Source organism: Pseudomonas sp. NPDC087612, from assembly GCF_044743505.1.
GTDB lineage: Bacteria > Pseudomonadota > Gammaproteobacteria > Pseudomonadales > Pseudomonadaceae > Aquipseudomonas.
Genome location: NZ_JBIUWO010000003.1, coordinates 158809 through 171922 on the forward strand (window position 1 = coordinate 158809; position 13114 = coordinate 171922).

10 protein-coding genes are annotated in these 13114 nt (G+C 63.6%); all 10 read right to left on the bottom strand.

All coding sequences use genetic code 11. The features are described from left to right. Positions 1–133: 133 nt before the first annotated feature. The 10 genes from ACIOVF_RS07020 to ACIOVF_RS07065 all read right to left on the bottom strand — a co-directional run bounded on the left by ACIOVF_RS07020 (position 134) and on the right by ACIOVF_RS07065 (position 13112). Positions 134–2068, bottom strand: coding sequence for a methyl-accepting chemotaxis protein (locus tag ACIOVF_RS07020; RefSeq protein WP_195885553.1), 1935 nt, complete (start codon positions 2066–2068; stop codon positions 134–136). 138 nt (positions 2069–2206) lie between these two features. Then, complete coding sequence (locus tag ACIOVF_RS07025) at positions 2207–3499, bottom strand: adenylosuccinate synthase (protein ID WP_010221599.1); 1293 nt, start codon at positions 3497–3499, stop codon at positions 2207–2209. Positions 3500–3553: 54 nt separating this feature from the next. Next, positions 3554–4741 (bottom strand): ATP phosphoribosyltransferase regulatory subunit, encoded by a 1188-nt coding sequence (locus tag ACIOVF_RS07030; protein ID WP_045193730.1) that lies wholly within the window; start codon positions 4739–4741, stop codon positions 3554–3556. Between the two features lie 275 nt (positions 4742–5016). Continuing rightward, positions 5017–5886, bottom strand: coding sequence for a protease modulator HflC (gene hflC / locus ACIOVF_RS07035; protein WP_045193732.1), 870 nt, complete (start codon positions 5884–5886; stop codon positions 5017–5019). Continuing rightward, positions 5886–7049 carry an FtsH protease activity modulator HflK gene (gene hflK / locus ACIOVF_RS07040; protein ID WP_401288438.1) on the bottom strand — a complete coding sequence of 388 codons (1164 nt, stop codon included), beginning with the start codon at positions 7047–7049 and terminating at the stop codon, positions 5886–5888. Before hflK ends, hflC begins: the two co-directional genes overlap by 1 nt. Positions 7050–7145: 96 nt before the next feature. After that, positions 7146–8447: a ribosome rescue GTPase HflX gene (gene hflX, locus ACIOVF_RS07045; protein WP_045193735.1), complete on the bottom strand. Its 1302-nt coding sequence runs from the start codon at positions 8445–8447 to the stop codon at positions 7146–7148. 12 nt (positions 8448–8459) lie between these two features. Further along, positions 8460–8720 carry an RNA chaperone Hfq gene (gene hfq, locus ACIOVF_RS07050; protein ID WP_010221594.1) on the bottom strand — a complete coding sequence of 87 codons (261 nt, stop codon included), beginning with the start codon at positions 8718–8720 and terminating at the stop codon, positions 8460–8462. A gap of 96 nt (positions 8721–8816) precedes the next feature. Continuing rightward, complete coding sequence (miaA, locus tag ACIOVF_RS07055) at positions 8817–9788, bottom strand: tRNA (adenosine(37)-N6)-dimethylallyltransferase MiaA (RefSeq protein ID WP_045193736.1); 972 nt, start codon at positions 9786–9788, stop codon at positions 8817–8819. A 1-nt stretch (position 9789) separates the two neighbouring features. Further along, positions 9790–11691 (bottom strand): DNA mismatch repair endonuclease MutL, encoded by a 1902-nt coding sequence (gene mutL / locus ACIOVF_RS07060; protein ID WP_401288443.1) that lies wholly within the window; start codon positions 11689–11691, stop codon positions 9790–9792. After that, positions 11688–13112, bottom strand: coding sequence for an N-acetylmuramoyl-L-alanine amidase (locus ACIOVF_RS07065; protein WP_213602626.1), 1425 nt, complete (start codon positions 13110–13112; stop codon positions 11688–11690). The genes mutL and ACIOVF_RS07065 overlap by 4 nt, the downstream gene beginning before the upstream one ends. Between the last annotated feature and the right edge of the window lie 2 nt (positions 13113–13114).

Sequence of the window (13114 nt, forward strand, 5' to 3'; positions counted from 1 at the left end):
CGGGGCCTGTGTGTCGGTCCGTGAGGTGCTCTGTGAGCGGAGTGCGAGCGGGCGGCTCGGGCGCGCGCCCCCCCCCCCCCCCCCCCGGGGGGCCCCCCCCCCCCCCCCCACTCGACTTGCCCCGCGATTACTCTCACGCGCGGAACTGCCCCAGGCTGGCCTTGAGCTGCGCCGCCAGGTCATCGAGCACCTTGCTGCTGGCGGTGGTTTGCAGCACCACCTCGGCAGCCCGCTCGGCCTGGGCGTGAATGGTCTGCACCCGACCACGCACGGCCTGCGCGCCATGAGCCTGCTGCTCGGCCGCACGGGTAGCCAGGCCAATCGCCGCATGCACCTGCTCAACCGATGCCTGCACCGATTGCTGCAAGCGCGCGTTGTCGCGCAGCACCAGCAGGCCTTCGCTAGCCTGGCGCCCGGCCTGGCTGATCGCCGCCACTGCCTCTTTGGCGCCCTGCTGCAATGCGCCGATGTGCGCCTGGATATCGCCGGTCGAGCTTTGGGTCTTGCTCGCCAGTGCTCGCACCTCATCGGCCACCACGGCAAAACCGCGCCCGGTTTCCCCGGCGCGCGCCGCTTCGATGGCAGCGTTGAGCGCCAGCAGGTTGGTCTGTTCGGCAATGCCGTGAATTACCGTCAGCACCACCTCGATCTGCTCACTTTGCTGGGCCAGGCGCTCGATGACCTTGGAGCCGGTCTCGACCTGCCCGGCCAGGTCTTCGATAAGCTTGGCCACCTGGGTGGAAGTGCGGCTGTTCTCGTCGGTGGCCTGGCGAATATCCACCACTTGCTGCAGGGCCGATTGCATCGCCTGGCTTTCGGCCTGGGCCTCATCGGCCATGCTCGACAGGTCGCGCAGGCTGGCGGCGACTTCATCACGCTGCAGCTCGGCAGCAGCATCGGCGCCAGCATTGCGCTGGGTCATGGCGCCGATCTCGATGCCGGTACGCTGGGCCACTTCGCCAGCCTCACGCACAATAGGCTGCAGCTTGGCGACGAACTGGTTGACCGCCGCCGCCATGTCGCCGATCTCGTCGCGACTGTCGATGGAAACACGCTTGGTCAGATCACCCTCACCCGCCGCCAGGTCGTTCAGTGCCGCAATCAGCAGGCGCAGCTTGTTGACCACGCGCCGGCCCAGCACCACGGCGACCACCAGCAGCACGCCCAGGCCGACCAGGGCCAGCCCCACGCCGATGTTCCAGCGCAGGGTCGCGGCCGCGTCCTGAACGCTTTGCGAGGTGTTGGCCTGCATACCGGCAGCACTGCCCTGCGCTGCCTCCAGGCGCGCGCGCAAAGCCTTGTTGCTGTCGGCGGCGGCACCCACCAGGCTGTCGCCGACCAACTGATCACCGCTGGCGATCAACGCCGAGAAGCGCTTGTCCAGCGCCACCAGCTCGTGGTCGACCACGGCCGTGGAAACGCCCATCAATACCTTGCCGATCTCGACCCCGTTAGGGTTGATCGAGGCCTCGACGAAGTACACCGAAGGGTCGTTGCGCGCAGCGTCCAGTACCTTGTCCAGCGCCCGCTCGCCCTGGCCCTTTTCCAGCAGCGCCTGGTTGATCGGGTTCTGCCGGTTGAGGTAGCGGGTCAAGTGCTGACCCTGGGCGTCGTCGTACACCACGAACAGCACGCTAGGGTTGCGCTGGGCCCGGCGGGAGAACTCCGACAGGGTCGGCACGTCGTTGTCCCACATGGCCCGTGGCGCCACCGAGGCGAGCAGTTCGGCCATGTCGTTGGCCGAATCCTTGAGGTTCTTTTCCAGGGTCGCGCGCAACTGCGCCTGCTCATCCTGCAAACGCGTGGACAAACCTGCGGTCAGGCGCTGGCGGGTACTGGCGGAGAGGCTGTCGAGCCCGGAGCTGACTTCGCGCCCGGCCTGCTCGAGCTCGGCGGAAAGTTGCTGGCTGTCGGCGGCCAGACGCTTGCCCAGATCGGCCTCAAGGGCTGTGACCGTGCTCCGGGTCAGCGCGACCGCGACCAGCACTTGCACCAAAAGAGCGATACCGAGGGCAACAAAGACAGGCCGCAACAGGCGGCTTCGTAACAGTGAGAGAACGGCGGACACGAAAGAACCCTCTACTTCTGGGGCCATTAAAGTGATGGCACCACTGGAGTGATTCTTACAGCAAAGGTTGTGCCGATCAGCCGACAGAAACGACAAAGGCCCCTATCAAGGGGCCTTTGTCTTTACATCAGTCGCGAATCAGGCGAACGGATGACGCAGCACGATGGTCTCGTTGCGGTCCGGGCCGGTGGAGATGATGTCGATCGGCGCGCCGACCAGCTCTTCCACACGCTTGATGTAGGCACGGGCGTTGGCCGGCAGTTCTTCCAGGGTCTTGGCACCCAGGGTCGACTCGCTCCAGCCCGGCATTTCTTCGTACACCGGCTCCAGGCCGATGTAGCTGTCGGCGTCGGTCGGGGCATCGATGACCGCACCGTTCTCGTTCTTGTAGCCAACGCAGATACGGATGGTTTCCAGGCCGTCGAGCACGTCCAGCTTGGTCAGGCACAGGCCGGAGATGCTGTTGACGTCGATGGCGCGACGCAGGATCACGGCATCGAACCAGCCGCAACGGCGGGCGCGACCGGTGGTGGCGCCGAACTCGTGACCACGCTTGGCCAGGAAGGCACCGACGTCATCGAACAGTTCGGTCGGGAACGGGCCCGAGCCAACGCGGGTGGTGTAGGCCTTGGTGATACCGAGGATGTAGTCCAGGTACATAGGGCCAACGCCCGAACCGGTAGCGATGCCGCCAGCGGTGGTGTTGGAACTGGTCACGAACGGGTAGGTACCGTGGTCGATGTCCAGCAGCGAGCCCTGGGCGCCTTCGAACATGATGTCCTTGCCGGCGCGACGCAGGTTGTGCAGCTCGGCGGTGACGTCGAGCATCATCGGCTTGAGCAGCTCGGCGTATTCCATGCACTCGTCCAGGGTCTTCTGGAAATCGATTGCAGGTTCTTTGTAGTAATTGACCAGCACGAAGTTGTGGTAGTCCAGCAGCTCGCCGAGCTTGGCAGCGAAACGCTCGCGGTGGAACAGGTCACCGATGCGCAGGCCGCGACGGGCAACCTTGTCTTCATAGGCCGGGCCGATGCCGCGACCGGTGGTGCCGATCTTCTGCTCGCCACGGGCTTTTTCACGAGCCTGGTCGAGGGCCACGTGGTAGGACAGGATCAGCGGGCAGGAAGGGCTGATGCGCAGGCGCTCGCGCACCGGTACGCCTTTCTCTTCGAGCTTGTTGATTTCACGCAGCAGGGCGTCCGGTGCTACCACCACGCCGTTGCCGATCAGGCACTGCACGCCTTCGCGCAGCACGCCCGACGGGATCAGGTGCAGCACGGTCTTCTCACCGTCGATCACCAGGGTGTGGCCTGCGTTGTGGCCACCCTGGTAGCGCACTACGGCGGCAGCATGTTCGGTCAGCAGATCAACGATCTTGCCTTTGCCCTCATCACCCCACTGGGTGCCCAGGACTACGACATTCTTACCCATAACACTTGTCCTCATTCGCGCAAACTTGGCGCCGGCTCGTGCCGGCGGGGAATCTCAAATGGCCAGCGGCAGAACCTGCCAAAGCCCGTTTTGCTGAATCAATTGCCGATCGCAATCCGCCTCTACGGCGGCAGTCAATGGCTGCCCAGGCAAGGCCTGAACCACCCGCTGACCTTCACTGCGCAATTGGCAGACCAACTGCCAGAGTGCCGCATCGCTGCTGTCGGGCATCCAGATCCCGCCAGACGGCAATACCACCTCGGCTCGCCCCAGTGTGACCAGGGTCTTCAAATCCGTGGAGAAACCGGTGGCCGGGCGTGCCCGGCCAAAGTCCGCTCCGATGTCGTCGTAACGACCGCCCTGGGCGATCGACTGACCGACACCCGGGACGAACGCGGCAAACACTACACCGGTGTGGTAGTGGTAGCCGCGCAACTCGCCCAGGTCAAAATACAGCGGCAGCCCGGGATAACGCGTGGCCAGCCGCTCGGCGATCGCCATCAGGTCATCCAGTGCCGCCAGTACCGCAGCCGGTGCACGGCCCAGGCGCACGCGCGCCTCGGCCAGCACTTCACGGCCACCGCACAGCTCGGTGAGCGAGCGCAACATAGCGGCGAGGTCCGCTGGCAGCTTGGCAGTCAGCTCGATCACTTCGTCGACGGCCTTGCGCTGCAGGGCATCGAACAACTGCTGCTCGATTGCTCCGGACAGACCGGCGGCGCGGGCCAGGCCACGGTAGATACCGACATGACCGAGGTCCATGTGCACGTCCGGCACATCGGCCAGTTGCAGCATGGCCAGCATCAGGCTGATCACTTCGACGTCGCTGACCGGGCTGGCGTCGCCGTACAGCTCGGCACCGAGCTGGATCGGGCTGCGCGACGTCGACAGCGCCCGCGGCAAGGCGTGCAGCACGCTGCCGGCATAGCACAGGCGGCTCGGGCCTTCACGACGCAGGGTATGCGCATCGATGCGCGCAACCTGTGGAGTGATGTCGGCACGGAAACCCATCTGCCGGCCCGATTGCGGGTCGATGACCTTGAAGGTCCGCAGGTCCAGGTCCTGGCCGGCACCGGTGAGCAGCGATTCCAGGTACTCGATATGTGGGGTCACGACAAAGTCATAACCCCAGCTCTGGAACAGATCCAACACCTGCCGACGCGCGATCTCGATGCGCGCCGCCTCAGGTGGCAGTACTTCTTCGATGCCATCTGGCAGCAGCCAGCGGTCTACCGTTGCCATTACGCCATTTCCCCTATGGTCCGGGCGGCTTGCCCGCGGGCGAGCCTTGAGTGAAGCAGGTATCGGCAAACAATGGCGCGCAGCACCGATTCCAGCGCTACCGCCGTGCCTATACCCTCGAATACCTTGGGCTGCTCTGTAGACCCGAACCGGGTTTGAACCGTTCGATCTTGCAGACGCAAAAAAGCCGGGAATTTCCCGGCTGCCGCATCATACACCCGTTTTCTCGCGGGATCACCCCGCCAGGCGTTTTAGCCGCCCGGCGGGGTAGATGCTTATGGCTTGGACTTGCCCATGAAGCGGAAGAAGTCGCTGCTCGGATCGAGCACCAGCACATCGCTCTTGTCGGCAAAGCTCTCGCGGTAAGCCTTGAGGCTGCGATAGAACGCGTAGAAGTCCTGGTCCTGACCGTAAGCCTTGGCGTAAATCGACGCCGCCTGGGCATCACCGTCACCGCGGGTTTCTTCCGATTCCCGGTAGGCTTCGGCCAGCAGAACCCGGCGCTGACGATCGGCGTCGGCACGAATGCCTTCAGCCAGCTCGTTACCCTTGGCGCGGTGCTCGCGGGCTTCACGCTCACGCTCGGTGCTCATACGCTCGAACACGCTGCGGTTGACTTCCTTGGGCAGGTCGATGGCCTTGACGCGAACGTCGACCACTTCAATACCCAGCTCCTTGCTGGCCATGCGGTTCAGCGAGGCAGTGATGTCAGCCATCAGCGCGTCACGTTCACCGGAGACCACTTCGTGCAGGGTGCGTTTACCGAACTGGTCACGCAGGCCGCTTTCCAGACGGCGCGACAGACGTTCGTCGGCAATCTGCTTGAGGCCCGAGGTTGCAGTGTAGAAACGCTCGGCATCCTTGACCCGCCACTTGGCGTAGGCGTCGACCATCACCGCTTTCTTTTCCAGGGTCAGGAAGCGTTGGGTCGGGGCGTCCAGGGTCATCAGGCGGGCGTCGAACTTGCGCACCTGGTTGACGTAAGGAACCTTCACATGCAGGCCGGGCTGGACATCAGCCTGGACCACACGACCAAACTGCAGGAGTACCGCACGCTCGGTCTGGGCCACGATGTAGAAGCTGTTCCAGGCCACGATCCCCAGCACCACGGCCACGATCAGGGCGATCAGCGATTTATTGCTCATCAGCGGCTCTCCCTAGTACGCAACTGTGTTTGCTGCTGTTGCAGTTCCGCCGCACGGGTGGCCGCATCAGCGTTGGCCGAAGGCGCCGCGCTGGTGGCCGGCGCATTACGCGAACCACTGTTCTGGATCATCTTGTCGAGCGGCAGGTACAGCAGATTGCTCTGACCGTCCTTGCCGGAGACCAGGACCTTGCTGGTGTTGCTGTAGACTTCCTGCATGGTGTCCAGGTACAAGCGCTGACGGGTCACTTCAGGGGCCTTGCGGTACTCGGCGACCAGTTTGGTGAAGCGGTCGGCCTCACCCTTGGCGCGCGAGACGACTTCGTCGCGGTAACCGTTGGCGTCCTCGATGATCCGCTGGGCCTGACCACGGGCTTCTGGCACCACGCCATTGGCGTAGGACTCGGCCTGGTTGCGGGCACGCTGCTCGTCTTCACGGGCACGGATCACGTCGTCGAAGGCTTCCTGCACTTCACGCGGGGCTGCCGCGCTCTGTACGTTGACCTGGGTGACGGTGATACCGGTACGGTAGGTATCGAGGAAACGCTGCAGGCGCTCCTTGATTTCCACGGCCATCTGCTCACGACCTTCGGTCAGTACCTTGTCCATCGCGGTGGAACCCACCACGTGACGCAGGGCGCTATCGGTCGCGTGCTGCAGGCTGACTTCAGGCTGATCGACGTTCAGCACGAAATCCTGCAGGTTGGTGATCTTGTACTGCACGGTCAGCGGCACCTCGACGATGTTCTCGTCTTCGGTCAGCATCTGCCCCTGCTTGGTATAGGCACGTTCGCGGGTAACGTTCTCCATGTACTTGCGATCGATCGGCGGGAAGTAGATGTTCAGGCCCGGCCCTACGGTTTCGTAGTATTTGCCGAAGCGCAGCACGACTGCCTGCTCCTGTTCGTCGACCACGTACACGGCGCTGTACAGCCAGATAGCTGCAAGCACGGCGAGACCGATGCCGAGCAGGCCGAAGCCACCGCCCTTGCCGATGCCGCCATCACCACCGCGTTTCTTGCCACTGCCGAACATGCCGTTCAGGCTGTCCTGCAGCTTGCGGAAGGCCTCGTCGAGATCCGGTGGCCCTTTCTTGTCGCCACCACGGCGCCCGCCCCACGGATCCTGATTGTTCGAGTTGCCACCCGGCTCATTCCAAGCCATAGCGCTCTCCATCTGATAAAGCAAAGACGCGCCCACGGCGCGCCGTCCAATGCTACAGAATGCCTGTCACGGCTGCCCGACCGCGTCGCCGGGCATTTATTGCAAAGTATGTTGCTCGATGAACTCCAGCGGCTGCAAACCTTCGCGGCTGACCAGGCGGTTCAACTCCACCCGCGGCAGTCGCACAGCCAGCAGGCTGCTGCCTTCATCGTCATGCTCTTCGCTCTGCACCGCGCCCAGTTCAAAGAACTGCGCGCGCAGCCGGGCAAAACGCTGCTCAAGGCGCAAGGTACCGACAAACAGGTCATCCCCCAGCAATTCGGCGACCGCCTGCCCCACCAGCTCCAACCCCCGACCATCGCGGGCCGAGACCCAGACCCGTTGCGGCTTGCCATCGGCATCGCGCTGAATCTGCGGCTCGACGCCTTCAAGCAGGTCGAGTTTGTTATAGACCTCGAGGATCGGCAAGCCTTCTGCACCGATCTCTCCCAGTACCGCCATGACCTGCTCGATCTGCGCCATGCGCTCGGGCTCATGGGCGTCGATCACGTGCAGCAGCAGGTCGGAGTTGCTCGACTCTTCGAGCGTAGCCCGAAATGCCTCGACCAGCTTGTGCGGCAGGTGACGAATGAAGCCCACGGTGTCGGCCAGCACGATCGGCCCGAGGTCGTCGAGCTCGAGCCGGCGCAGGGTCGGGTCGAGGGTCGCGAACAACTGGTCGGCGGCGTAGACGTCCGACTGGGTCAGGGCGTTGAACAGGGTCGACTTGCCGGCGTTGGTATAGCCGACCAGCGAAACCGAGGGGATATCTGCCCGTTTACGGCCACGGCGGGCCTGCTCACGCTGGCTACGGACCTTTTCCAGGCGCGCCTTGATCTGGCGCAGGCGTACCCGCAGCAGGCGGCGGTCGGTTTCCAACTGGGTTTCACCCGGGCCGCGCAGGCCGATACCGCCTTTTTGCCGCTCAAGGTGAGTCCAGCCACGCACCAGCCGCGTGCTCATGTGCTCGAGCTGGGCCAGTTCGACCTGCAGCTTGCCTTCATGGGTACGCGCCCGCTGGGCGAAGATATCGAGAATCAGACCGGTGCGATCAAGCACGCGACACTCGAAGACTCGTTCGAGGTTACGTTCCTGACTGGGGGTGAGGGTGTGATTGAAAATCACCAAATCTACCTGTTCGGCGTTGACCAGGTCGCGTAACTCTTCGACCTTGCCGCTGCCAATCAGGTATTTGGCGGTGGGCTGATGTCGCGCCACATTGGCGAACGCGACAATATCGGCCCCAGCCGACAGTGCCAGCTCCTGAAACTCCTGCGGATCTTCGCGCGCCTCAGGGTTCTGACCTTCCAAGTGAACGAGGACTGCCCGTTCACCACCACCGTGGCGCTCAAAGAACAAAGCAGACTCCTATCAGGCGTTACCTGGCTCAGCGTCGCCTTGCTCGGATTCGGTTGCGCTAGGCAGACGGATCGGACGCACAGGGACAACTGTCGAGATGGCGTGTTTGTAAACCATCTGGCTGACGGTGTTCTTCAGCAGAATCACGAACTGGTCGAAGGATTCGATCGTGCCTTGCAGCTTGATGCCGTTAACCAGATAGATCGAAACCCCAACTTTTTCTTTTCTCAAAGTATTCAAGTAAGGGTCTTGTAGCGAATGCCCTTTTGACATATGCCGCACTCCTGTAAGGATCAATAGTAAAAAAATCAAAGAAAAACTGATGGCTCAAGCCGCCCCACCCCAAGGATAGACGGCAATTGCAAGGACTCAGCTCAATATGGAGACCGATCCAAGGTATTTCAAGGTGCGAGACAGATTGTCGCAGTCCAGGCTGTCCAGCCAGTGCAGGTCAGCCCAACTACGCAACCAGGTGAACTGCCGCTTCGCCAGTTGGCGAGTGGCAATAATGCCGCGCTCCTGCATTTCAACTGAAGTCAACTTGCCATCAAGGTGATCCCAGACCTGGCGATAACCAACCGCCCGTATAGACGGCAGCCCCGCGTGCAAGTCACTTCTGGCTCGCAGCAATCGGACCTCGTCAACGAAGCCCTGTTCCAGCATTTGCCCGAATCGTAGCGCAATCCGCTCGTGCAGTATGTGCCGATCGGTTGGCGCAATGGCCAGGCTGGCGACAGTATAGGGCAATTGTCCCGCTGCGGACGCGCCTGCGGCGCTACTTTGCGCGGATTGACGCTGACGATGTTCGGTCATCGTCAGGCCGCTGACCCGGTAAACCTCCAGCGCGCGGATCAGCCGCTGCGGGTCATTGGGATGAATACGCGCCGCCGACTCCGGGTCGACCGCCGCCAGTTGCTGGTGCAGGGCGTGCAAACCCAGGCGCTGAACCTGCTCTTCGAGCTCGGCACGCACGTGCGGGTCGGCCGCTGGCATGTCCGCCAGGCCTTCGAGCAATGCCTTGTAATAAAGCATGGTGCCGCCGACCAGCAGCGGAATCTTGCCGCGCGCGGTGATCTCGGCCATGGCCTCCAGGGCATCACGACGAAAATCGGCGGCCGAATAGCTTTCGGCCGGGTCGAGGATGTCGATCAGCCGGTGCGGATGGGCGGCGAGGATCTCTTTCGACGGCTTGGCGCTGCCGATGTCCATGCCACGGTAGACCAGCGCCGAATCGACACTGATCAGCTCGCACGGCAACACCTTGGTCAGTTCGATGGCAAGGTCGGTCTTGCCCGCCGCAGTCGGGCCCATCAGGAATATCGCGGGGGGTTTGCCGCTCATGTCATCGACCGCGCAAGAACAGTTTGTCCAGATCGTCCAGGCCCATCTGGGTCCAGGTCGGTCGGCCATGGTTACATTGACCGCTACGCTCGGTGTTTTCCATATCGCGCAACAGGCCGTTCATTTCAGCGATGGCCAGGCGCCGGTTGGCGCGGATGGCGCCGTGGCAGGCCATGGTTCCGAGCAGTTCGTTCAGGTGCGCCTGAATGCGGTCGCTGGTGCCGTACTCCATCAGGTCGGCCAGTACGTCCTGGACCAGGCGATTGGCCTCGGCCTGCTTGAGCAGCGCCGGAATCTGCCGGATCGCCAGGCTTTCCGGGCCCAGGCGCTGCAACTCGAAGCCCAGGCGCTGGAACCACTCGGCGTGCTCTTCGGCGCAATCGGCTTCGCGCTGGCTCAAGGCCAGGGATTCGGGCACCAGCAGCGGCTGGCCGCTGAGGCCTTCGCTGGCCATGGCCACCTTGAGGCGCTCGTACATGATCCGCTCATGGGCAGCATGCATGTCCACCAGCACCAGGCCGACGGCGTTTTCAGCCAGGATATAGATGCCCTTGAGCTGGGCCAGGGCATAGCCCAGCGGCGGGATGTCGCCCTGGCCTTCGGGCAAGGCTGGCGGTGCTGCCTCGGCCAGCGGCGCGAAAAATTCCCGGTACACACCCTGGGCCTCGGCCGCAGGCAATGCCTGGGTCGGCCTTGGCGTGTACTGGTATTGATAACCGGCGCCACTGCCATTGCTGCCCACGGACGGGCGCAGGCCCGGTTCAGCGGGCGGCTGCTCCAGCAGATTGGCGGCCAGGCGCATCTCGCCCTGGGGGCCGAATTCACCGGCCTGAATACCGCTCGGGCGGACGGTCTCGCTGCTGGCAGCGGGCGCGGCCAGTTGGTCTTCCGGGCGTACATCGGCCAGGGCGCGGTGCAGGGTGCCGTACAGAAAGTCATGGACCATGCGCCCGTCACGAAAGCGTACTTCGTGCTTGGTCGGGTGCACGTTGACGTCGACACCGGTAGGGTCGACCTCGAAAAACAGCACGAAAGTCGGGTGCCGGCCGTTGAACAGCACATCACGGTAGGCCTGGCGCACGGCGTGGGCGACCAGCTTGTCGCGCACCGCGCGGCCGTTGACGAAGAAGTACTGCAGATCAGCCTGGCTGCGCGAGTAGGTCGGCAACCCGACCCAGCCCCACAGGTGCAGGCCGTTGCGCTCGACCTCGATCGGCAGTGCCTGCTCGAGGAAACCCGGGCCGCAGATCGCCGCGACACGGCGAGCGCGCGCGGTATCGTCATGGGCTTCATGCAGGCTGAGGATGCTCTTACCGTTGTGGCGCAGGTGAAAACCCACATCGAAACGCGCCAGCGCCAGACGGCGGATCACTTCCTGCAGGTGATCGAATTCGGTTTTCTCGGTCTTGAGGAACTTGCGCCGTGCCGGGGTATTGAAGAACAGGTCACGCACTTCCACCGAGGTACCGACCGGATGCGCCGCCGGCTGCACCCGCGGGGCCATGTCGCGGCCTTCGGTTTCCACCTGCCAGGCCTGTTCGGCGTCGCGGGTACGCGAAGTCAGGGTCAGGCGGGCGACCGAGCTGATCGAGGCCAGGGCCTCACCGCGAAAACCCAGGCTCATGACCCGCTCAAGGTCTTCCAGGTCGCGGATCTTGCTGGTGGCATGGCGGGCCAGGGCCAGCGGCAGGTCGTCGGCGGCGATACCGCCACCGTCGTCGCGAACGCGCAGCAGCTTGACGCCGCCCTGCTCGACTTCGACGTCGATGCGCTTGGCGCCGGAGTCCAGGCTGTTTTCCAGCAGCTCCTTGATCACCGAAGCCGGGCGTTCGACGACTTCACCGGCGGCAATCTGGTTGGCCAGCCGCGGGCTGAGCAGCTCGATCCGGGCACTACTGCTCATTGCTGGGCCGCCAGTGCCGTGGTCGGGATGTTCAGGTGCTGGCCGACTTTCAGTTCATCGGTCTTCAGGCTATTGGCACTGCGCAGGCTGGCGACGCTGACCTGATAACGCACGGCGATCATCGCCAGGGTCTCGCCCGGGCGCACCGAATGCTCGCGCGGGCCCTGGGCGATCTTGCCGCTGTCACGCAACCAGGCCACATAGGTGCCCGGCGGCGGGTTCTGCTGGAAGAACTGACGTACGCCACTGTGAATCGAACGCGCCAGCGACTGCTGGTGGCTTGGGGTGGCCAGCTTGGCCGCCTCGTTGGCGTTGGAGATAAAGCCGGTTTCCACCAGGATCGACGGGATGTCCGGCGATTTCAGCACCATGAACCCGGCCTGCTCGACGCGCTGCTTGTGCAGCGGGGTGATGCGGCCCATGTTGCCCAAAACCTTCTGGCCGACGTTGAGGCTGGAGCTCAACGAAGCGGTCATCGACAGATCGAGCAGCACCCCGGCGAGCATGCGGTCCTTGTCATCGAGACTGACGTTACCGGCGCCACCGATCAGGTCGGAGCGGTTTTCGCTATCGGCCAGCCAGCGTGCGGTTTCCGAGGTAGCGCCGCGATCGGACAGGGCGAACACCGAGGCACCGAAAGCGGCCTTGGACGGCGCGGCGTCGGCGTGGATCGAGATGAACAGGTCAGCGCCCTTCTTGCGGGCAATCTCGGTGCGTTTGCGCAGCGGGATGAAGTAATCGCCGGTACGGGTCAGCTCGGCGCGGAAGCCCTTCTCGGTGTTGATCTGGCGCTGCAACTCCTTGGCGATGGCCAAGACGATGTCTTTTTCATGCTGGCCGCGCGAACCGGAGGCACCCGGGTCTTCACCGCCGTGACCGGCGTCGATGGCGATGACGATGTCACGTTTGCCATTGGGCACCGGGGTCAGCTTGATCGCCGGTTGCGCCGGCGTGACCGGTACCGCAGGGGTGGTTGCCACCGGCGGTGTGGGCGGTGGCGGCGCGGCATCGGCTTCCTGGTCGAACAGGTCGACTACCAGGCGGTTACCGTACTGGGCATTGGGCGCCAGGGTGAAGCTCTTGGGCGTCACCGACTTTTTCAGGTCGACCACCACGCGCAGGTCGGTCGGCGTACGCTGGGCCGAGCGCACGCTGGTAATCGGGGTATTGGAGGTGGACACCGACAACGGCGCAGCCAGGGTCGCGCCATTGATGTCGATCACCAGGCGGTCCGGGGCGGTCAAGGTAAACACGCTGTGCTGCACAGGACCCGAGAGGTCGAAGACCAGCCGTGTGTTATCGGGCGCTCGCCATAAACGCACACTTTTGACTTGCGTGACGGCAAGAGCGTTAACGGTCACTACCGTAAGCAGCAGTCCTACGACAGAAACCAGTGCGCGAATGCGCATACCTATCCCCATTT